General features: G+C 72.5%; 17 protein-coding genes and 1 tRNA gene. 10 read left to right on the top strand and 8 right to left on the bottom strand.

All coding sequences use genetic code 11. The annotated features are described in order from the left end of the window. The first annotated feature begins 119 nt into the window (after positions 1 to 119). The 4 genes from ACZ66Z_RS13410 (at position 120) to ACZ66Z_RS13395 (ending at position 4,701) form a co-directional block, all read left to right on the top strand. Positions 120 to 1,391 carry an aspartate kinase gene (locus tag ACZ66Z_RS13410; RefSeq protein ID WP_469934094.1) on the top strand — a complete coding sequence of 424 codons (1,272 nt, stop codon included), beginning with the start codon at positions 120 to 122 and terminating at the stop codon, positions 1,389 to 1,391. Beyond that, positions 1,388 to 2,449, top strand: a complete 1,062-nt coding sequence (locus ACZ66Z_RS13405) for an aspartate-semialdehyde dehydrogenase (RefSeq protein WP_469934093.1) — start codon at positions 1,388 to 1,390, stop codon at positions 2,447 to 2,449. Before ACZ66Z_RS13410 ends, ACZ66Z_RS13405 begins: the two co-directional genes overlap by 4 nt. 252 nt (positions 2,450 to 2,701) lie before the next feature. Next, entirely contained in the window at positions 2,702 to 3,451 is a 750-nt protein-coding gene (locus ACZ66Z_RS13400; protein WP_469934092.1) for a SigE family RNA polymerase sigma factor, read from the top strand. Further along, positions 3,448 to 4,701, top strand: coding sequence for a hypothetical protein (locus tag ACZ66Z_RS13395; RefSeq protein WP_469934091.1), 1,254 nt, complete (start codon positions 3,448 to 3,450; stop codon positions 4,699 to 4,701). Before ACZ66Z_RS13400 ends, ACZ66Z_RS13395 begins: the two co-directional genes overlap by 4 nt. Positions 4,702 to 5,007: 306 nt before the next feature. Here ACZ66Z_RS13395 and ACZ66Z_RS13390 read toward each other — a convergent pair whose 3' ends face one another. Both ACZ66Z_RS13390 and ACZ66Z_RS13385 read right to left on the bottom strand, forming a co-directional pair. Further along, positions 5,008 to 5,748, bottom strand: a complete 741-nt coding sequence (locus ACZ66Z_RS13390) for an SURF1 family protein (protein WP_469934090.1) — start codon at positions 5,746 to 5,748, stop codon at positions 5,008 to 5,010. A 62-nt stretch (positions 5,749 to 5,810) separates the two neighbouring features. Next, the gene (locus ACZ66Z_RS13385) at positions 5,811 to 7,658 is read right to left on the bottom strand and encodes a S9 family peptidase (protein ID WP_469934265.1); all 1,848 of its coding nucleotides are present in this window, start codon (positions 7,656 to 7,658) and stop codon (positions 5,811 to 5,813) included. A 62-nt stretch (positions 7,659 to 7,720) separates the two neighbouring features. Between ACZ66Z_RS13385 and ACZ66Z_RS13380 the strand changes: the two genes are divergently transcribed. Further along, entirely contained in the window at positions 7,721 to 8,551 is an 831-nt protein-coding gene (locus ACZ66Z_RS13380) for a class I SAM-dependent methyltransferase (RefSeq protein ID WP_469934089.1), read from the top strand. Between the two features lie 76 nt (positions 8,552 to 8,627). Here the strand turns inward: ACZ66Z_RS13380 and ACZ66Z_RS13375 are convergent, their stop codons facing one another. After that, positions 8,628 to 9,662 carry an Lrp/AsnC family transcriptional regulator gene (locus tag ACZ66Z_RS13375; RefSeq protein ID WP_469934088.1) on the bottom strand — a complete coding sequence of 345 codons (1,035 nt, stop codon included), beginning with the start codon at positions 9,660 to 9,662 and terminating at the stop codon, positions 8,628 to 8,630. Positions 9,663 to 9,803: 141 nt separating this feature from the next. Between ACZ66Z_RS13375 and ACZ66Z_RS13370 the strand changes: the two genes are divergently transcribed. Together ACZ66Z_RS13370 and ACZ66Z_RS13365 are read left to right on the top strand one after the other, a co-directional pair. Beyond that, positions 9,804 to 11,264, top strand: a complete 1,461-nt coding sequence (locus ACZ66Z_RS13370) for a tetratricopeptide repeat protein (protein WP_469934087.1) — start codon at positions 9,804 to 9,806, stop codon at positions 11,262 to 11,264. A gap of 103 nt (positions 11,265 to 11,367) precedes the next feature. Next, positions 11,368 to 11,649, top strand: coding sequence for a hypothetical protein (locus ACZ66Z_RS13365; protein WP_469934086.1), 282 nt, complete (start codon positions 11,368 to 11,370; stop codon positions 11,647 to 11,649). Positions 11,650 to 11,665: 16 nt separating this feature from the next. Here ACZ66Z_RS13365 and ACZ66Z_RS13360 read toward each other — a convergent pair whose 3' ends face one another. Further along, positions 11,666 to 12,826 (bottom strand): serine/threonine-protein kinase, encoded by a 1,161-nt coding sequence (locus tag ACZ66Z_RS13360; protein WP_469934085.1) that lies wholly within the window; start codon positions 12,824 to 12,826, stop codon positions 11,666 to 11,668. A 209-nt stretch (positions 12,827 to 13,035) separates the two neighbouring features. Here ACZ66Z_RS13360 and ACZ66Z_RS13355 point away from each other — a divergent pair, with 209 nt between their 5' ends. Then, positions 13,036 to 13,914, top strand: a complete 879-nt coding sequence (locus tag ACZ66Z_RS13355) for a glycosyltransferase family 2 protein (protein WP_469934084.1) — start codon at positions 13,036 to 13,038, stop codon at positions 13,912 to 13,914. Between the two features lie 280 nt (positions 13,915 to 14,194). Here the strand turns inward: ACZ66Z_RS13355 and ACZ66Z_RS13350 are convergent. Together ACZ66Z_RS13350 and ACZ66Z_RS13345 are read right to left on the bottom strand one after the other, a co-directional pair. Continuing rightward, positions 14,195 to 14,268 (bottom strand) — tRNA-Pro (locus tag ACZ66Z_RS13350). Positions 14,269 to 14,452: 184 nt separating this feature from the next. Next, a complete protein-coding gene (locus tag ACZ66Z_RS13345) occupies positions 14,453 to 15,391 on the bottom strand; it encodes a metallophosphoesterase (RefSeq protein WP_469934083.1) in 939 nt (312 codons plus the stop codon). A gap of 74 nt (positions 15,392 to 15,465) precedes the next feature. On the opposite strand from ACZ66Z_RS13345, the gene ACZ66Z_RS13340 reads away from it, so the two are divergent. Next, positions 15,466 to 15,930, top strand: coding sequence for a GatB/YqeY domain-containing protein (locus ACZ66Z_RS13340; protein WP_469934082.1), 465 nt, complete (start codon positions 15,466 to 15,468; stop codon positions 15,928 to 15,930). A gap of 67 nt (positions 15,931 to 15,997) precedes the next feature. Here ACZ66Z_RS13340 and ACZ66Z_RS13335 read toward each other — a convergent pair whose 3' ends face one another. Further along, on the bottom strand, positions 15,998 to 18,235 hold the full coding sequence (locus ACZ66Z_RS13335) for a transglycosylase domain-containing protein (RefSeq protein ID WP_469934081.1): 2,238 nt from the start codon (positions 18,233 to 18,235) through the stop codon (positions 15,998 to 16,000). Positions 18,236 to 19,037: 802 nt separating this feature from the next. On the opposite strand from ACZ66Z_RS13335, the gene ACZ66Z_RS13330 reads away from it, so the two are divergent. Then, a complete protein-coding gene (locus ACZ66Z_RS13330; protein WP_015034550.1) occupies positions 19,038 to 19,382 on the top strand; it encodes a WhiB family transcriptional regulator in 345 nt (114 codons plus the stop codon). Between the two features lie 81 nt (positions 19,383 to 19,463). On the opposite strand, the gene bagB is transcribed toward ACZ66Z_RS13330, so the two are convergent. Further along, complete coding sequence (gene bagB, locus ACZ66Z_RS13325; protein WP_469934264.1) at positions 19,464 to 20,717, bottom strand: ATPase BagB; 1,254 nt, start codon at positions 20,715 to 20,717, stop codon at positions 19,464 to 19,466. Between the last annotated feature and the right edge of the window lie 69 nt (positions 20,718 to 20,786).

Raw genomic sequence — 20,786 nt, 5'->3', positions numbered from 1 at the left:
ATGATCGCTCTGTGAGCGCGGTGTCTCATCATGCGATATCACGTCGGCGTTTTCCGACCCCTCGATAGACTGAGGCGATCGCAGCGCCGGCTGCGGCACAGACTGAGCGAGGAGCGCACGTGGGCCTTGTCGTGCAGAAGTACGGAGGCTCCTCCGTTGCCGATGCCGAAGGCATCAAGCGCGTCGCCAAGCGAATCGTGGACGCCAAGAAGAACGGCCACCAGGTGGTCGTCGTGGTTTCCGCGATGGGCGACACGACGGACGAGCTGATCGATCTCGCCGAGCAGGTATCCCCGATCCCTGCCGGACGCGAGTTCGACATGCTGCTGACCGCCGGAGAGCGGATCTCCATGGCCCTGCTGGCCATGGCGATCAAAAACCTGGGCCACGAGGCCCAGTCGTTCACGGGCAGCCAGGCAGGCGTCATCACCGACTCGGTCCACAACAAAGCGCGCATCATCGATGTCACGCCGGGCCGGATCCGTACCGCCCTCGACGAGGGCAACATCGCCATCGTCGCCGGCTTCCAGGGCGTCAGCCAGGACAAGAAGGACATCACCACGCTCGGGCGCGGCGGGTCCGACACCACCGCCGTCGCGCTCGCCGCGGCGCTCGACGCCGAGGTCTGCGAGATCTACACCGACGTCGACGGTGTGTTCACGGCCGACCCGCGCGTCGTGAAGAAGGCGAAGAAGATCGACTGGATCTCCTTCGAGGACATGCTGGAGCTCGCCGCCTCCGGCTCCAAGGTGCTGCTGCACCGCTGCGTCGAGTACGCACGCCGTTACAACATCCCGATCCACGTCCGGTCGTCCTTCTCGGGGCTCCAGGGCACGTGGGTCAGCAACGAACCGACAGGGGACTCCAAGGTGGAGCAGGCCATCATCTCGGGTGTCGCCCACGACACCTCCGAGGCGAAGATCACCGTCGTCGGCGTGCCGGACAAGCCGGGCGAGGCCGCGGCCATCTTCCGCGCCGTCGCGGACGCCGAGATCAACATCGACATGATCGTGCAGAACGTGTCCGCGGCCTCCACCGGCCTCACGGACATCTCCTTCACCCTCCCCAAGGCCGAGGGCCGCAAGGCCATCGACGAGCTGGAGAAGGCCAAGGCCGCGATCGGCTTCGACTCGCTGCGCTACGACGACCAGATCGGCAAGATCTCCCTGGTCGGCGCGGGCATGAAGACGAACCCGGGCGTCACCGCCGACTTCTTCAAGGCGCTGTCCGACGCGGGCGTGAACATCGAGCTCATCTCGACGTCCGAGATCCGCATCTCGGTCGTCACCCGCGCCGACGACGTCAACGAGGCCGTGCGCGCCGTCCACACCGCCTTCGGCCTGGACAGCGACTCGGACGAGGCCGTCGTCTACGGAGGCACCGGACGATGAACCCGAAGCCGACGCTCGCGGTCGTGGGAGCGACCGGGGCGGTCGGCTCGGTGATGCTCCAGATGCTCACGCACCACGCGGACGTCTGGGGCGAGATCCGCCTTCTCGCCTCTCCCCGTTCGGCCGGTGGCAAGACCGCCGTGCGGGGGGAGGAGTGCGAGGTCCTCGCACTCGACGAGGAGGCCTTCGAGGGCGCCGACCTGGCCCTCTTCCTCGTGCCCGAGACCGTCGCCGCCCACTGGGCGCCGATCGCCGTCGCCAAGGGCGCCGTCGTCGTGGACACCTCCGCCGCCTTCCGCGCGGACCCCGACGTGCCGCTCGTCGTCCCCGAACTCAACGCGCACGCCGCCCGGCTGCGCCCCCGGGGCATCGTCGCCGGCCCCGGCTCCACCACCCTCGCGCTGATCGTCGCCGTGGGCTCCCTGCACGCCGAGTTCGGGCTCGCCGAACTGGTCGTCACCGCCCAACAGGCCGCCGGCGACGCCGGACGGGCGGGCATCGACGCACTCCGCGCCCAGCTCGGCCTGGTGGCCGCCGACGGCGATCTCGGCACCCGCCCCGGAGACGTGCGGCGGGCCGTCGGCGAGAACACCGGCCCCTTCCCCGGCCCCCTCGCGCTCAACGTCCTGCCCTGGTCGGGCACTCCCGGCGCCGACGGCTCCTCCTCCGAGGAGGAACGCGTCCGCGACGAGACCCGCCGCGTCCTCGGCCTCCCCGCTCTCCGGATCTCCGCCACCTGCGTCCGCGTCCCCGTCGTGACCGGACACTCCGTCTCCGTGCACGCGCGCTTCGAGCGCCCCGTCCCGGTCGGCCGCGCACACGAGGTCCTGGCCACCTCGCCGGGGGTCGTGCTCTGCGACGATCCGGAAGCCGGCGACTTCCCCACCCCCGCCGACGTCGTCGGCACCGACCCCGCCTGGGTCGGCCGGGTCCGGCGCTCCCTCGACGACGAGCGCGCGCTCGACTTCTTCGTCTGCGCCGACAACCTCCGCAAGGGCGCGGCCCTCAACGCGCTCCAGATCGCGGAATCTCTTGTCACGGATTTGCGTGATCTGTGAACGTCCTGTGAGCAAAAAGGTGTCAGATACCCCTTGAACTGCGGCGATGCCGTGGTCGACGATGCACTTTCCCCGTACTGCAACCAGAGTTGGGCGGGGCGCGTCTCTGCGTGCACCCACGACCGTGTGGCGCGGGACACGCCGGAAGCGGGGCATCGGGGGAGAACGGTTACGCATGAGGACGAACAACTCGCCGTCGAAAAGGGTGGCGTACGCGTACAACCCTGCCGGGGGGAAGCGTGTCCAACAGGCGTGGCAGAGGTACTCGACATCGCGACCATCGCCCCGCCGCGCGGCGCGGGCACGGCGGTGCTCCCCGTGCGGAGCGGCGCCGTGGTCCCCGTACGCGCCCCCGCGGTCCCCGCGCGCGGCCCCGCGGTCCGTCCGCTCGGGCGTCCGCGCGCGCTCGGCGGCATGCCGGTGATCGCCCCCGTGCCCACCGGATCCCGCACCGGCGGCGTGGACGGCATCCCGTCGCCCCGCAGGAGCACCGAGACCGCCCCGGCCGCCGGCACCACCGTCGACCACCTGACGGAGACCTACCGCGCCCACTACCGGTCGCTGCTCGGTCTCGCCGCGCTGCTCCTCGACGACACGGCCTCCTGCGAGGACGTCGTCCAGGAGGCCTTCATCCGCGTCCACTCGGCCCGCAAGCGCGTGCGCGAGCGCGAGAAGACGCTCGCCTACCTGCGGCAGACCGTGGTGAACCTCTCCCGGTCCGCGCTCCGCCGCCGCATCCTCGGCCTGAAGCTGCTGTCCAAGCCGATGCCGGACATGGCCAGCGCGGAGGAGGGGGCGTACGAGCAGCTGGAGCGCGAGGACCTGATCCGGGCGATGCGCGGACTCCAGCGGCGCCAGCGCGAGGTGCTCGCCCTGCGGTACTTCTCCGACATGACCGAGGTCCAGGTCGCCGAGACGCTCGGGATATCCCTGGGTTCGGTGAAGGCGTACGGTTCGCGGGGCATCGCGGCGCTGCGCGTCGCGATGGGAGCGACGACATGAGCGAGGCACCCGGCGGGGACGGCGTGGCCCACGAGAACCGTGACGGCGACGACGTCCCCGAGAGGCATGCCGCCGAGCCGGCGCGCGAGGACGGGACGGCGTCCTCCGCCGCCCCGGAGAAGCCCGACGCCCTGGATGAACGTGACGAGCTGAGTGGACGGCGCATGGTGAAGATCGAGCCCGGGTCCGGCGAGGGCGACGACGAGCTCGCGCTGCGACGGCTCTTCCAGGAGGCCGTGGGCGGCATGGAGCCGTCCCTCGGCTCGCTGGAGCACCTGCGCCGTGCCGTGCCCGCGCGGCGCGCCCGGAAGCGGCAGGCCGTCGTCGGTGCCGCGGCCGCCGCCGTCCTCATCGGCACGGCCGTCCCCGCCTTCGTGCACGTCGCCGCCTCGGGCGGCCTCTCCGCCGCCAACCCCGTGAACGCCGGCCACGGCGAGCAGGCCCAGGGCGGCACCGGCACCGAGACCGGCATCGAGGGCGGCCAGAGCTCCGAGGCCCCCGCGAACGGCGCCTCGCCGAGCCCCGGCGGGGCCGACGACGCCTCCGGCAAGCCGCAGCGCCCGGGCTCCGCCGCCTCAGGAGACCTCCCCGGCCAGACGCTGGGCGCCGACCCCGACTCCACCCCGCGGTGCACCGCCGACCAGCTCGGCGTCGCCGGGCAGGAAACGGGCGGGGCCGACGCCGAGGGCAAGGTCCACGGCACCTTCCGCATCGCCAACGTCTCCGACCGGGCCTGCCTCGTGGACGGCGCGGGCATCGTCGGCTTCGAGGCCAGGGGGGCGGCGGACCCGGGCCGGATATCGGTGGTCCGGCACACCTCGGGCGACGGGGGCAGCGGGCTGCCCGACCCCTCGCAGGAGTCGCTCGCGATCGCCCTGAAGCCGAGCGGCAGCTACGAGGTGAAGTTCGTCTGGGTGCCGAGCGAGACCTGCCCGACGACCGGCACCACCCCGGCCCCCACGCCGACCGCCCCGAGCGAACCGCCCGCCACCCCGACCCCGACGGCCACCCCGACGCCGACCCCGACGGACGACCCGACGAGCGGGGCGGGCGGCACCGAGACCGGCGGCGCCAGTGCGGAGGAGGGCGCCGGCGCGGCACCCCAGCTGGTCCACGAGGACGGCGCTCCGGCCGACGGCAGCGTCGTGGTCAGCCACACCGCGGAACCGGGCGGCCCCACGGCGACGGCCCTCATCCCGAACGCCTGCGCCGGCACCATCTACCGCACCGGAACCCTGACGACTTCCTGACCTGACCGCCCGGCCGCCCGCTCAGCCGACTGGCCGGCCGGGCGGCCACCGGCCGGGCTGCCATCGGCCCAGCGGACTGCGGACCGCCGGCCTGACGGTCACCGGCCCGGCCCGCAGGGCCCGGCAGTCACCGGCCGGGCATCCCGGCAGTCACAGGCCCAAGCGGCCTGCGGGCCACCGGCCCGGCAGCCACCGGCCCGGCCCGCGGGCCTCGGTCACCACCGACCCGGCGGCCACCGCCTTGGGCGTCCCGGCGGCCACTGCCCTGGGCGTCCCGGCGGCCACCGGCCCGGCGCCGCCCGGCGCCTACAGGCCCAGCGCCTCGTCGCGGGAGGCCTCCGCCTCGCGGCGTACGAGGCGGAACCACATGAAGACGACGAAGCCCGCGAAGACGAACCACTCCGCCGTGTAGCCGAGGTTCTGGAAGGCCTTCGCGTCCAGGCCCGTGCCCGCCGCGGCCACCGCCGGGACCGGCGTGAGCCCGGCCGGGGAGTCCGCGAGGGTGATCCAGGCGTCGTAGACGTCGTCCGTGACCACGTTCACCAAGGACGCCGCGCTGATCATGCCGAGCTGCCCCTCGGGCAGTCCGCCCGCCGTGTGGACGCCCTTCGTGCCCGGGGTCTCCGAGGCCTGGAGCGCGCCCACCACCGTCACCTCGCCCGACGGCGGGGCGGGGGCCTTCGCGCCCGTGGGGAGCCAGCCCCGGACCACCGGCAGCGACCGGCCGCCGTCAGTCCTGAGCAGCGTCAGGACGTACGCGCCGGCGCGGCCGTCCAGCTCGCGGTCCGGCACGAGGAACTGCTCCCCGAACCGGCCGCGCGCCCGCGCCGAGCGGCCCGAGGTCTCCTTGTCCACCGGCATCAGGGAGTCCAGCGGCTCGGTCTCCTCCGCACGCGCGGCGGGCCGCTGCTCGGCCTCCCGATGGGAGTCGACGCGGTCCTCGAACTTGCCGAGCTGCCAGGTCCCCATGAAGACGCAGAACGGGATCGCGAGGAGGACGAAGACGTTGATCCCCCACCAGCGGGGCGTTCTCAGGAACCGGTACACGCCCCCCACGGTACGCAAGCGGATCCGAACCCCCGACGACCGGGTCCCCGGCGTCCCGCCGGTCAGGCCGGGCCCGCGGCACCTCCCCGCACCGGCGGCGCGGTCCCCAGGTGTCTCGCCGCGAAGTCCAGGTCCAGGGCGACCTGCTTGATCCGCTCCTCCACCACCAGGGAGCCGTGGCCCGCGTCGTACCGGTACACCTCGTGGACCGCGCCCCGGGCCGCCAGCCGGTCGACGTAGTTGTCGATCTGCCGGATCGGGCAGCGCGGGTCGTTGACGCCGGCCGACACGTGCACCGGGGCCTTCACCTCGTCCACGTACGTCAGCGGCGACGAGGCCGCGTACCGCTCGGGCACCTCCTCCGGGGAACCGCCCAGCAGCGTCCGGTCCAGCGCCTTCAGGGCCTCCATCTCGTCCTCGTACGCCGTGACGTAGTCCGCGACGGGCACGGCCGCCAGACCGACCGCCCAGTCGTCCGGCTGCGTGCCCAGCCCCAGCAGCGTCAGGTACCCGCCCCAGGAACCGCCGGAGAGGACGAGCCGCCCGGGGTCGGCGAGGCCGCTCGCCACGGCCCAGGCGCGGACCGCCGCGATGTCCTCCAGCTCGATCAGGCCGACGCGGTGCTTGAGCGCGTCCGTCCACTCCCGGCCGTACCCCGTGGAGCCCCGGTAGTTGACCCGCACCACCGCGTACCCGTGGTCCACCCAGGCCGCCGGACCCGACGCGAAGGCGTCGCTGTCGTGCCAGGCGGGGCCGCCGTGCACCTCGAAGACCGTCGGGAAGGGGCCCTCGCCCTCCGCCGGGCGCTGCACGAGGGCGTGGACCCTGCCGCCGGGGCCGTCCACCCACACGTCCTCCACGGGCACCGACGGCGGCGCCTTCGGGCCGGGAGGGTCGAGGACGACGCCGCCGGCCGTGGAGCGCACCACCGGCGGCTCGGCGGCCGAGGACCACAGGTACTCCACGGAGCCGTCCGGCCGGGCCGTCGCGCTCGACACCGAACCGGCCGGGGTCTCCACCCGGACCAGGGCGCCGGTCGCGATCTCGTACCGCCACAGCTCGCTGCGGGCCTCGAAGCCGTGCACGATCAGCAGGCCCGAGCCGTCCGGGTACCACTCCGCCGACACGTCGCCCGGCAGATCGAGCCGCAGATCGGTCTCGGTGCCCGTCGCCACGTCCCAGAGCATCGGCTCCCAGCGGCCGCGCCGCTGGTGGCCGACGAGCAGCCGGGTGTCCCCGGCCAGCGGGGCGAAGCCGAGGACCGTGAGCCCCAGCTCCTCCGTGCCGCCCTTGGTGTCGTCGAGCTCGGCGACCACGCCCGCGTCCGAGGCGCGCAGCACGCGCAGCGCCGAGTGCATCGCGTCGCCGTGCTCGGTGTGCTCGATCGCGACCAGCGAGCCGTCGTACGACAGGTCACCCACGCCGGCCGACTCCCGGTGCCGGTAGATCTCGACCGGGGTGCCGGTCCCGGGCCGTACGAGATGGACCGTCGTGCCCTCCTCGTCCGTGGACCGGCCCACCACGACCGTGCCCTCCCGGCCGATGGCGAGCCCGGCCGGATAGGACGGGGCGAGGCCCGGCACGGCCGGCTTGTCCGCGCCGCCCGCGAACGGCTGGCGCATCCACACCCCGAACTCGTCCCCGTCGGTGTCCGCGAACCACCAGACCGAGGCGCCGTCCGGCGACAGCACCCCGTCCGTCGTCCCGTTCGGCCGGTCCGTGACCTGCCGCTGCTCGCCGCTCGCCCGGTCCCAGGCGTACAGCTCGTACGTCCCGGTCGCGTTGGACACGAAGAGTGAGCGGTCCGGAGCCTCCTCGGCCCATTCGGGCAGGGAGATGCGCGGCGCCCGGAAGCGCTGCTCCCAGACGGGGGTGTCGAAGTCCTTGCTCTCGGTGGTCATGGCACCCATCATGCTCCGAGCCGCGGACAATCGGGTCGCGTCGCCCGCAGCCTGTGGATAACCTCGCCGACATGTACTCTCCGACGCCCGAGGACTGGCACGAGGCCAACCGCGCGAAGTGGGACGAGCGCGTCCCGATCCACGCCGCCAGCGAGTTCTACGACCTCGACGCCTTCCGCGCGGGCAAGGACGCCCTGCGGGACTTCGAACTCGCGGAGGTCGGCGACGTCACCGGGCGTTCCCTCCTCCACCTCCAGTGCCACATCGGCCTGGACACCCTCTCCTGGGCCCGGCACGGCGCCTCGCACGTCGTCGGCCTGGACTTCTCCGAGCCGGCCGTCGAGACCGCCCGCTCGCTCGCCGCCGACCTGGGCCTCTCGCAGGAGCGGGCCGCCTTCGTCGCCGCCGACGTGTACGACGCCGCCGAGGCCGTCCCGGACCGGTCGTACGACGTCGTCTACACCGGCAGCGGCGCGCTGTGCTGGCTGCCCGACATCGAGCGCTGGGCGGAGACCGCCGCCTCCCTCGTCGCCCCGGGCGGCTTCCTCTACGTGGCCGAGTTCCATCCGCTGACCGACTCGCTCGACGACGAGACCGGCAGCCGGGTCGTGCACGACTACTTCGTCCGCGACCCGTGGGTGGACACCGCCCCGGGGACGTACGCCGACCTCGACGCCGTCACCGTCCACAACCGCAGCGTGGAGTGGGTCCACCCGGTCGGCGAGGTCGTCACGGCCCTCGCGAAGGCCGGTCTGCGCATCGAGTTCCTGCACGAGCACGACGCCTCGCTCTTCCCCCGCTACGGCTCCCTCCAGCGGCACGAGGACGGCTACTACCGCTTCCCCGCGGACCGTCCCCGCATCCCCCTGATGTACTCGATCAAGGCGTCCCGCCCGGCCTGAACCGACCGCGCCACCGACCGCGCGCCACCGACCGCACGCCACCGACCGCCCGTCGGAACACGCGCCGGGCACCCCGTCAGGAGCCGGTCGCCGGCCGTACGTGGTGGGTGCGCCGGCCGTCCGGGCCGAGGACCTGCGCGCCGATCTTGTGGGTGCGCAGGGACACCGCGGTGCCCGTGATCCGCAGCGCCGGCGCGGCCCGCACCAGTGCCGCCGTCACCTCGTGGAGCTCCTCGACCGTACGGAGCCACATGGCGAGCACCAGGTTGTGCGGGCCGGTGACCGAGGTGATCACACGGGTCTGACGGAGCCGGGTCAGCGAGGCCACCGACTCGGCCACCTCCAGGGGCGGTACGTCCGCCGTGACCAGCGCCCACACCGGCCGCCCGGAGAAGCGCGGGGCCGGCAGGCAGTGGTGGTGGACGGCACCGGCCGCGCCGAGGGCGTCCAGCCTGCGGCGCACGGTCGACTCGCTGGTGCCGCACTGCCGGGCCAGTTCGGCGGCGCTGCGCCGGGCGTCCCCCGCCAGCTCCGCGACGATCCGCTGGTCGAGCTCCGTGACGAGCGGGTACGCGCGCGTGGAGGACCGGACCCGTCGGTCGCCGCCGGTGATCTCGGTGAGGTGCTGCGTCTGCGCCGGGGTGAGCTGCTCGATCCGCGAGCGGTACGGGCGGTTGTGCAACTGGGTGACGACCTGCGTGCGGGCCCTGAGCACCCCGGGGAGCCGCCGCACCCGGCCGGCGAGGTAGCCGTCGAGGGCGTGGAGGTCCGGGCAGTTGACGAGCAGCACCAGGTCGGCGTCGCCGGTCACCTGGTGGACGCCGAGGGTGTACGGATCGCCCGCGACCTCGGTCGCGGTGGCCTCGGCGGCTCCGGCGACGCACTCCAGCTCCACCCACGCGTACAGGGTGGCCGTCGCGCCGCGCCGGGCCGCGAGCAACGAACTCCAGGCGTACCCCCCGGCGGTGAGGGCCTCCCAGCGCCGGGCGAGGGTGTCCGGGCTCACGGCGAGGGCGCCGGAGAGCTGCGTCCAGCTGGCGCGCGGCGCGATCTGGAGTGCGTGGATCAGGGCCAGATCCCCCTCTCCCAGGACGGATTCCCTGGTACGCATGTGCCTCCTTGGTCGATCCGAGGGAAACCCTGGGTACGGGCACGGGAAGGCCCCAGGATGTGGGCCGGGGCACATCATTCAAGCCGCGGCGTCGGCCGTTTTCCATCGAATCCGTCCTGAATCACAGGAGGGGGCGGAGAAGTGACACGGGGGCTGGAGTACATGTGGGCAGGAGAACCACCGGAGACCGAGCGCCTGTGGGGCGAACACATAGGCCTTGACCAGATCGCCGCGGCCGAGCGCGGCTACGAGAGCTGCGGTCCGTCCGAACGGCTCCTGTGGGAGCGGCTGTCCGTCTTCGAGGGGGCCTTCGGCCGGGAGGCCGTCCGCGAGGTCTGCGCCTCGGGGACGCTGCCCGCCAGGGAGATCCGGGCGGTCCTGGACCGGCTCGCGCCCCTCGCCCTCCTCCCCGTCGACGACCTCTTCGACGGCGAGGACGGCCTGCCCCGCTACTGGATGCCGCACCCGATGCGCGCCGTCGGCGCCCGCAGGCTCACCGCGCGCGGCGACCGCTGGGCCGTGCTCCTGCACCACCGCAGATGGTGCGTGAAGGTGGCCCGGCGGGCCTCCGACTGGTGGCAACGCGGCCGGCAGCTCGACGCCCGGGACCTCGCGCTGCGCGAACTCCCGGACCTGGCGGCCGCCATGGACCCGACGACCGCGCCGCTGTCGCCGGGCGCCGAGGCCGAGACGGCCGTCGAGATCGTGGTCTCCCTGTGGTTCCTGTGGGTGGCCTGCGGACGGATCGCCGAGGGCCGTGCCAGGCTGCGGCACGCCCTCGGCCTGCACGCCGGGCCACCGCCCGCCCGTGCCCTGTGGCTGGCGGCCTTCCTGGAGCTGGAGTCGGGCCGCCCCGAGGACGCCGACCCGCTCCTCTCGCAGGCCTGGGCGGCGGCCGTACGGGACGGCGACGAGCGCTGCCTGTCGCTCCTGGCCCATCTGCGCGGCGCGACCGCCCTCCACCAAGGGCGCACGCGCGCGGCGGCGGCCGCGTTCCGGGAGGCCCTCGCGCTGATGGAGGAGCACCCGGAGTTCGGGCCGGGCCGCCGGGCGAGCTGGGTCGGGCTCGCGCTCTCCCTGTGCCGCTCCGACCCGGAGGGCGCGCAGGAGGCGCTGGACCAGGGGGACCTGGACCGGGAGGGCCGGCGGGCCTGGGCGGGCCGTGACGTGTTCGCCGAGGCCTGGGCGTACCACGTGCGGGCCGAGCTCGGCGCCTGGGACGGGGACCGGGAGCGTGCCGCGGAGTACGCCCGGCGGGCCCTGCGCGAGCACCTGCGGCTCGGCTCCGCGGTGGGCGCGGCCTGCGCGGCGGAACTCCTCGCCCAGATGCGGGCGCTGGACGGGCAGCGCGACGCGGCGGCCCATCTCCTGGGAGCGGTCGACCTGTTGCGGGCCTCGGTCTTCGACTCCTCGTACCGTCCGGCGGAGTACTGCGCCGTCACGCGCACGCGTGGGGAGGAGGCACTCGGGGCGCCGCTCGGCGGCCCGGACCTGCGCGAGGCCTACGAAGAGGGTGCGAGAAGGGGTCTGTTCGCGCTGTCGGGCGAGGTCTCGCCGTCGGGCGAGGGCCGGAGGCGTCCGGACCGCCGCCCGCACACGTAGCGCGACCGGTCGCCCACGCCCCGGAGCCGCCCGACCGCCTACCCTGGAGGTGTGCGTCCCGATCCGGCGGCGCGCCCTCACCCCGGCGGTACGGAGGCGGCCCATGAGAGCACGCCATCACTTCCACATCGACCACCTCGGGCACTCGGTCTCCGCGACCGTCCGGACCGGGCACGCCCCGGTCGTCGAGGTCCTCGTCGACGGCAAGGAGACCGGCCGCGCCACGGGCCGGGACGACCGTCCGGTCACCGTCACGATCGAGCTGCCGACCGATCCGCCGACGCCGGTGGCCGTACGCGCGACGCCGGGGCCCGGCGTACCGCGCTGCCTGCTGCTCGGAACGGCGGACGAGGAACCGCACGTGATGGCGCCGAGGCCGTACTGAGCCGGTACGGGGCCGGTCAGGACAGCCAGGCCATCCCGATGATCAGGAAGACCACGAAGGCGATGACACCGGCCACCGCGGCCGTCTTGCGCGGACGGCGCCGGGAGAGCTCCGCGAGCCCCCCGCTGTTGCTGCTCGCCGGGGCCTGGCGCCGCCGGGCGGCGGGCGCGGGCCGGGGCACCGGCGGCCGGTTCATCGGCGGCGGGGTCGGCGCGGGCGTGTGCACCGGCGCGGGCATGGGCATGGGGGCGGCCCCGGTCGACTGGTGGGAGCCATGGGGCGCGTGCGTGAGGGTGTGCCGGTGTCCGGCGGTCTGGTGGGGCACGTGCGGCCGGCCCGTGCCGGGGGCGGACCCGGGGTATCCGGACCCGCGCCAGGCACCGGACGAGAACCAGTCGGCGATCGCCTGCGCGGAGGGCCGCTGTTCCGGCTGCTTGGCGAGCAGGCTCAGCAGGTACGTCTCGAAGTCGGGCGGCAGCGCGGCCCCGAGTCGGCTCGGCGGCACCGGGGCGGTGTCGATGTGCTGGTACAGCAGCGCGGTGGCGGTGTCCGCGCGGAACGGGGGTCTCCCGGTGAGCAGTTGGTACAGCACGCAGCCCAGCGAGTACACGTCGGACGCGGACGAGGCGGACTGTCCGAGGGCCCGCTCGGGCGCGAGGTAGAGCCCCGTGCCCACGATCTGACCGGTCGTCGTGAGCGCGGCCGAGGGGTCGTCGACGAACCGCGCGATGCCGAAGTCGGCCAGCTTGACCGTGCCCTCGGCGTCGACGAGCAGGTTTCCCGGCTTGATGTCCCGGTGCACCACGCCCTGCCGGTGCGCGGCCGCGAGCCCGGCGGCTGCGTGCGCGGCGACGACCGCGACCCGCTCGGCGGGCAGGACCAGTGGATCGGACGGGCTTCCGGCGAGGCTGTCGCCCTCCACCAACTCCATGACGAGGAACAGCTTTCCGTCCCACGTGCCGAAGTCGAAGACGCCCACCACGTGCGGGTGGCTCAGCCGCGCGGCGGTCTGCGCCTCGAGCCGGAAGCGGTCACCGGCGGAGGGGTCGGTCGCCTGCGCCAGCATCAGCTTCACGGCCACGGCCCGGCCCAGGACCTCGTCGGTGGCCTGCCACACCTCGCCCATGCCGCCCCGGCCGATACACACATGAAGCCGATATCGGTCCGCGACCAGCACCTGGAGACCACCCTTTCGACGATCGATCAACCTGACGGAAGAGAACCAGCGTAGAGCCGTCCGACCCCGCCCCTCGCCGCGCTCCCCCCTCCGCGCTTCCGCGCGGTGCACGACACCCGTGGTCCGGGTGAACGGAAGGTGTCCCCGGGCGGTTAGCATCGCGGGCCGGAGCGAGTTCGGTGGACATGGGTCATGGGACGGAGTGGGTCGTGGCGCGACCGCGTGTAGGAGTGGCGGTACTGACGATGGGCACGCGCCCGGCCGAGCTGCGGGCGCTGCTCGACGCCGTGGCGGGCCAGGACGAGCCCGCGTCCCGGATCGTCGTCGTCGGCAACGGCACCGGGTCGCTCCCGCCCCTGCCCGAGGGCGTCACCGGGGTCGAACTCCCCGAGAACCGGGGCGTCTCCGGCGGCCGGAACGTCGCGATCGAGACGCTGCGGTCCTTCGGCGACGTGGACGTCGTGGTGGACCTGGACGACGACGGCCTGCTCGTCGACACGGACGTCTTCCGCCGCCTCGCCGACCTGTACGAGGCGGACCCGCACCTCGGCATCGTCTCGTTCCGCATCGCCGACGAGACCGGCGAGACCCAGCGCCGGCACATCCCGCGCCTCGGGGCGAAGGACCCGCTGCGCGGCGGCGAGGTGACCACCTTCCTCGGCGGCGGCCACGGCCTGTCGATGCCGATGCTCGACCGGATCGGCGGCTGGCCGGAGGACTTCTTCTTCACCCACGAGGAGACCGACCTCGCCTGGCGGGCCCTCGACGCGGGCTGGAAGGTCCTGTACGCGCCGGAGCTGCTGCTCCAGCACCCCAGGACCAGTCCGGCCCGGCACGCCGTCTACTACCGGATGACCGCCCGCAACCGCGTCTGGCTGGCCAAGCGGAACCTGCCGGCCCCGCTCGTCCCCGTCTACCTCGGCGTGTGGACCCTCCTCACCCTGGCCCGCACCCGCTCCCTGCCGGGCCTGAAGGCCTGGTTCGGCGGCTTCGCGGAGGGCGTCCGCCACTCCTGCGGGCCCCGCGCCCCGATGCGCTGGACCACGGTCCTCCACATGACCCGCCTGGGCCGCCCGCCGGTGATCTAGGGGGTTTCCCGTCGGTCGGGCCGGGCGTCGCGATCCCGGCCCGACCGACGAGGCGCTCCCGGGTCCCCTGCTCGGACGGCTCGACGCCGGGCGGGGTGGCGGTGACCTTCACGACGATGTCCCTTCGGGCTGTTCTTCGCGCTCCGTCGTGGTCCCTCACCGCACTGACGGAGTCCGAGGGACACGGGTGACGGCCCCACCGAAAGACTTTCACCCGGAGAAACCACTCAGGGGCCCGATCCGCTCTCGCGGATCAGGCCCCTGACCGGTGTTTCGGCTGTCGGGGTGGCGGGATTTGAACCCACGACCTCTTCGTCCCGAACGAAGCGCGCTGCCAAGCTGCGCTACACCCCGATGTCGCTGCTCTGTTCTTCACGTCGCGGCGACATCGATTACTTTAGCCCACCCGCGCCCTGAGACGAAATCCGGTATTCGCCGGGCCCCGGCGCAGGTCGGACGAAGGCCGTCGCCCGGGGCCCGGCGGCGGGAACCGGCGTGGTCGTGGCGCGGGGAGTGGCCACGCGCTCACCGTGGGTGTTCAGGGGCGTGCCGTCAGGGTGAGCAGGGTGACCTCGGGCGGGCAGGCGAAGCGGACGGGGGTGAACCGGTTGGTGCCGCAGCCCGCCGAGACGTGGAGGTACGAGGTGCGGTGGCCCACCGTGTGCGTGGAGAGGCCCTTCACCCGGTCCGTGTCCAGGTCGCAGTTGGTGACGAGCGCCCCGTAGAAGGGAATGCACAGCTGGCCGCCGTGGGTGTGCCCGGCGAGGACCAGCTCGTACCCGTCGGCCGTGAAGGCGTCGAGCGAGCGCAGGTACGGGGCGTGCACGACGCCCATCGTGAAGTCGGCCGCCGCGTCGGGGCCGCCGGCCACCTCGTCATACCGGTCGCGCTTGATGTGCGGGTCGTCCAGGCCGGTGAAGGCGAGCTCGGCCTGTGGCAGCTTCAGCCGGCCGCGGGTGTTGGTGAGGTTGACCCAGCCGGCCGCGTCGAAGGCGTCCCGGAGGTCCTCCCAGGGGTTGTGGATGGCGCCGACCACCGGCGGGTTGCCGTTGAGGCCGTGCCGGCCCTGCACCTTCTCCAGCAGATAGAGGGCGGGGTTGCGCAGTCGGGGCCCGTAGTAGTCGTTGGAGCCGAAGACGTACACGCCGGGGAACTCCATCAGCGGCCCGAGTGCGTCGAGGACCTCCGGCACGGCGTCCGTGTCGGAGAGGTTGTCGCCGGTGTTGACGACGAGGTCCGGGCGGAGCCCCGCGAGGGACTGCAGCCAGGCGCGCTTCTTGCGCTGGCCGCTCACCATGTGGATGTCGGAGACCTGGAGCACCCGCAGGTCGCGCATGCCGCGTGGGAGGACCGGGACCGTCACCCGGCGGAGTCGGAAGGAGCGGGCCTCGATGCCGGCCGCGTAGGCGATTCCTGCCGCCGCCGTCGCCGTGAGGCCTGCCGTGATCTTCAGGGGGATGCCGTACCGTGCGCGCATCCTCCCATCGTCGCAGACCCGCTGGGGCGAAATGCGCGGGCGTCACGGGGGAGTCACCTGCGACACTTGGCCCCATGACCACGCTCAAGGCGAAGCTCCAGGACGACCTCAACGCCGCGATCCGGGAGCGCGACGAACTGCGCTCCTCGACCCTGCGGCTGACCATCACCGCGATCACGAAGGAGGAGGTCGCGGGTACGACGAAGCGCGAACTCTCCGACGACGAGGTGCAGAAGGTGATCGCGAAGGAGGCGAAGAAGCGCCGCGAGGCCGCGGACGCCTTCGCCAAGGGCGGTCGCCACGAGTCGGCCGAGCGCGAGAAGGCCGAGGGCCTCCTCCTCGACGCGTACCTGCCGAAGCAGCTCGGCGACGAGGAGCTCGACTCCATCGTCGCGGCGGCCGTCGAGGAGGCGAGGGCGGCGGGCGCCGAGGGGCCGCGTGCCATGGGCGCCGTCATGAAGATCGTGAACCCGAAGGTGGCCGGCCAGGCCGAGGGCGGCCGGGTCGCCGCCGCGGTGAAGAAGCTGCTCGCGGGCTGATCCGCGGAGCGAGTACGAGGAAGGGCGCCCCACCTGATGGTGGGGCGCCCTTCCTCATATCACCGCGTCAGTGGTTTCCGCCGCGCGGCTTGTTGCGTCCGTCCCCGCCGCCGAACAGGTCCGTCGGGAACGAGAAGCCGGGGTTCGGGTTCGTGTCGCCCGGCTTGTTGTTGGCCGGCTTCCGGGGCTTGTTCGGGCCCTCGTCACCGGGCTTCTCCTCGTCCTTGGGCTTCTGGGCCCGCGGCACGGAGATGGGGGTGAAGCCCGGCGTCTGACCCGCGTCCAGGGCGCCCGTCATCGCGATCTTCCAGATCGGGCCGGGAAGGCAGCCACCGCAGACCTTGTCGTAGTACTCGCCGCCGATGGTGATGTCGTACATCGACTTCTTCTCGCCGACGTCGTCACCGACCCAGACGGCGGTGGACAGGTTCGGGGTGTAGCCGACGAACCAGGCGTCCTTGCGGTCGTTGGTCGTACCGGTCTTGCCCGCGTTGTCGCGGTCGCTGAGACCGGCCTTCGTACCGGTGCCGTCCTCGACGACGCCCTTCAGCATCTGGTTGATGGTGTCGGCGGTCCGGTCGCTCATGGCCCGCGTGCACTTGGTCTGCGGCACGTTCAGCTTGTCGCCGTTGGCGGCCTTGATCGACTCGATGGCGATCGGGGTGCAGTAGATGCCGCGGTTGGCGAAGGTCGCGTAGACGGAGGCCATGTCGAGCGGGGTGCTCTCCGCGCTGCCGAGGGTGGCGGACGGGATCTGCTTGAGGGGCTTGCCCAGCTCGCGCTCGTAGCCGACGTTCTTCGCCATCGTCAGCGTCTCGCACAGGCCGGCCATCTGCTCCAGCTTGGCGAAGTACGTGTTGATGGACTTGCCGAGGGCGCTCGTCATGTCGAAGACGCCCTTCTCCGTCTTCATCTCGTTGTTGACCTCCCAGTTGGCGTAGCCCGCGGGCTTGCCGTCACAACGGGTGAAGTCGCTCTCGTCGATGTTGATCTGCGCCGGGGTGTCGAAGCTCTGCGCCGGGCTCAGACCCTTCTCCAGCGCCGCCGCCGCCGTGATCGGCTTGAAGGTCGAGCCGACCTGGAAGCCGTACGTGGTGCCGCCCATCTTGCTGCCGACGGCGAGGTTGAGCGTCGTCTGGTGCTGCTTCTGGTCCAGGCCGTACGGACGGGACTGGCCCATCGACAGGATGCGGCCGGTCTTGGGCTGGACCTGCACCACCGAGGCGGCGACCGGGTCGTCCTTGTCGACCTTCGCGACGGCGGCCTCGTTGGCGGCGGCCTGCGCGCGCGGGTCGAGCGTGGTCCTGATGGTGAGACCGCCCAGGTTCCACAGCTTCGTCCGCTCCTCGGCGGTCTTGCCGAAGACCGGGTTGCCGAGGATCGTCTTGCGGACGTAGTCGCAGAAGAAGCCGGCGCCGTCGACGGCGGTGATGCAGCCGTTCCTCGGGGTCTTCACCTTCAGCTTGATCGGCTTGGCCTTGGCGGCGTCCGCCTCGGCCTGGCTGATGTCCTTCACGTCGGCCATCCGCTGGAGGACCGTGTTGCGGCGCTTGGTGGCTTCCTGGATGTCGTTGATGGGGTCGTAGCGGCTCGGCGACTGGACGAGACCGGCCATCATCGCCGCCTCGCCCAGGTCCAGATCGGCGGCGTGCTTGGAGAAGTACCGCTGGGAGGCGGCCTCGATGCCGTAGGCCTGCTGTCCGAAGAACGTGATGTTGAGGTAGTTCTCCAGGATCTTCTTCTTGCCCAGCTCCTCCTCGACCTGGATCGCGAACTTCAGCTCGCGGACCTTGCGGCCGATGGTCTGCTGGGTGGCCTGCGCGACCTTCTCGGGGTCGTCACCGGCCTCCTCGACGAAGACGTTCTTCACGTACTGCTGGGTCAGCGTGGACGCGCCCTGCGCGACCCCGCCCGACTGCGCGTTCCGGTTGATGGCGCGCAGCACGCCCTTGAGGTCGATCGCCCCGTGCTCGTAGAAGCGTCCGTCCTCGATCGCGACGATCGCCTTCTGCATGTACGGGGAGATCTTGTCGATCGGCACGACCTTGCGGTCCCGCGAGTACACCGTGGCGATCAGACCGCCCTCGGCGTCCAGGATCGTGGTGCGCTGACTCAGCGGTGGGGTCTTCAGATTGGAGGGGATCTCGTCGAACCCCTCGACCGTGCCCTTCGCGGCCAGTCCGAGTGCCCCGGCCGCGGGCAGGGCGATGCCCGCCAGCACGGCTCCGGCGAGCACACTGACACCGAGGAACTTGGCGGCCTGCTGGGTCCCGGTCAGACCACCGCCCGAGCGCTTCTTTGCCATGGGGGCAGCCTAATCCGTAGTGATGAGCGATCCGCAGGAGCGGGGGCCTCCCGGAGCGTTCGAGTACCAGACCGTGACATCCGGGCGCACCCTGAGCGATGAGCGCTTGGACCACGGCGGTCACGGCCCCTTCCGGAACCGCCGCGTCGCCGAGCACGGGCAGGGGAAGGGGGAGACGGGCGTTGAGGGGCGGTGACGCCTGCCGCACCCGGTGGTGCCTCCAGCAGGGCGGCGAGCTCGGGCCGGCACAGTCCGGGGCCGATGCGGTCCTGATCGTCGCCGGCGTCCGATCCGAAGGCCTCCGGCGCGAGCCCCTCGGCCAGGTTCGCCGAGTACTTCGAAGGCCCCGCCCCCCTCAGGGGCGACGACTCGCCGGCGAAGCAGCGTGAGGTGTCCACGTTCTCATTCGCCGGACACACGTATATGCCTTGGCCTAAGCTGCTCCCAACTGTCACAGCAGTGCGGTCTCGCATCAAGACCCGGGCGTGACATCGACATGAATTCCCGTGACCCCGAAGCGCGGGAAGTCTTGTGGTCGATTCCGGAGCATGTGTCACGGGGTGTCCGAAGTGACCCCGCCGAGGAAGGGCATATCCGCGCGGTATGTCCGCTATCACACGCATGTCCTTCGATCACTCCCCTGGGTGATCTGACGCGCACGCATAGTCCGTTCGGGCCATTCAAGATTGGGCCCGAAGGGGGTGTTGCGCTGTGCCCACCTTCCGTAACGTCCCAACTGGCAGCGGTGAATATGCCGCTGCCGCCGTGGGGGAGCCTCGATTCGGGAGAGGACGGCGCCGGTATGGGCTGGGTAGCTGACTGGAGTGCGCAGGCGGCCTGCCGCACTACCGATCCGGATGAACTTTTCGTGCAGGGAGCGGCACAGAACAGGGCAAAGGCGGTGTGCACCGGGTGTCCGGTGCGGACCGAGTGCCTCGCCGACGCCCTCGACAACCGCGTGGAGTTCGGCGTGTGGGGCGGCATGACGGAGCGCGAGCGCCGTGCCCTGCTGCGCAGGAGACCGACCGTCACCTCGTGGCGCCGGCTCCTGGAGACCGCGCGGACGGAGTACGAGCGGGGAGCGGGCCTGCTGCCCGTGGCGATCGAGGACGACGCGACGTACGAGGCGTACGCAGCGGTCGGCTAGCTCCGACCCGTTCGACACGGTAGGTGTCGAGTCACAGGTACGTGTACGAGTACGGATACGGGTACTCGTGCGCGCGGCCGCTCAGGCCGAGGGCGCCCGCCCCGCCGTGAGCCGGTCACCGATGGCCCGCAGCCCGGCGAGGTCGTGCACATCGCCGGGCAGGGCGGCCACTTCGGCCACCGCCACCTCCGGGTGGAGCGCGGTGAAGCGGTCGCGTGTGCGCTGCTCGCGCGCGAGCACCCGCATGCGCTCTGCATGCAGGCGCAGAAGTCCTGCGGTGAGACGACGTACGTCCACGTCTGTTTCCTGTGCCGGTTCGGCTGTGGGGGCAGCCTCGGGTACGGGATGTGCGGCGGCGGTGGCGAGGTCTTTCGGCTCGGACCCGGTCTCGGGCTCGGGCGTGGTGGCCGGGGAGCCACGCAGTCCAGCCTTCCCGTCGCCCTGATCCACAATGCGCCCCTCGTCAAGATTTTCCGCGGCGGCCCGCGCCCGCTCGGCCGACAACCGGGCGGCGCCGCTGCCGTGGACGCGGTTGAGGACGAGACCCGCCAGCGGCATCGCCTCGGCGGCCAGCCGCTCCACGAAGTACGCGGCCTCGCGCAGCGCGTCCCGCTCCGGCGTGGCGACCACGAGGAAGGCCGTGCCCGGGGCCTGGAGCAGCTTGTACGTGGTGTCCGCGCGGGTCCGGAAACCGCCGAACATCGTGTCCATCGCCGCCACGAACGTCTGGACGTCCTTGAGGAACTGACCCCCCAGCAGCTTTCCCAGCGTCCCCGTCATCATCGACATGCCGACGTTGAGGAACTTCATCCCGGCCCGGCCGCCGACCTTCGCCGGGGCCATGAGCAGCTTGATGAACTTCCCGTCGAGGAAGGACCCGAGCCGCTTCGGAGCGTCGAGGAAGTCCAGCGCGGACCGGGACGGCGGGGTGTCGACGACGATCAGGTCCCACTCGTCGCGGGCCCGGAGCTGGCCCAGCTTCTCCATCGCCATGTACTCCTGCGTACCGGCGAATCCGGCCGACAGGGACTGGTAGAAGGGGTTCTCCAGGATGGCCCGCGCCCGCTCCGGCTCCGCGTGCGACTCGACGATCTCGTCGAAGGTCCGCTTCATGTCGAGCATCATGGCGTGCAGTTCGCCGCCGTCGGACCCCTTGATCCCGTCGACCTTCCGGGGCGTGTTGTCGAGGGAGTCGATGCCCATGGACTGGGCGAGCCGGCGCGCCGGGTCGATGGTGAGGACCACGACCCGCCGGCCGCGCTCCGCCGCCCGCACGCCGAGGGCCGCCGCCGTGGTCGTCTTGCCGACCCCGCCCGCGCCGCAGCACACGATGATCCGGGTCCCCCGGTCGTCGAGGAGCGGATCGAGCTCGAGGCGGGGCGCGTGATCGAGCCCGCCGTCGGC

The sequence above is a fragment of the Streptomyces sp. NPDC107498 genome, from assembly GCF_055582805.1.
Note: the sequence above shows the minus strand (reverse complement) of the source record. Positions and strands in the feature narration are given on the sequence as shown.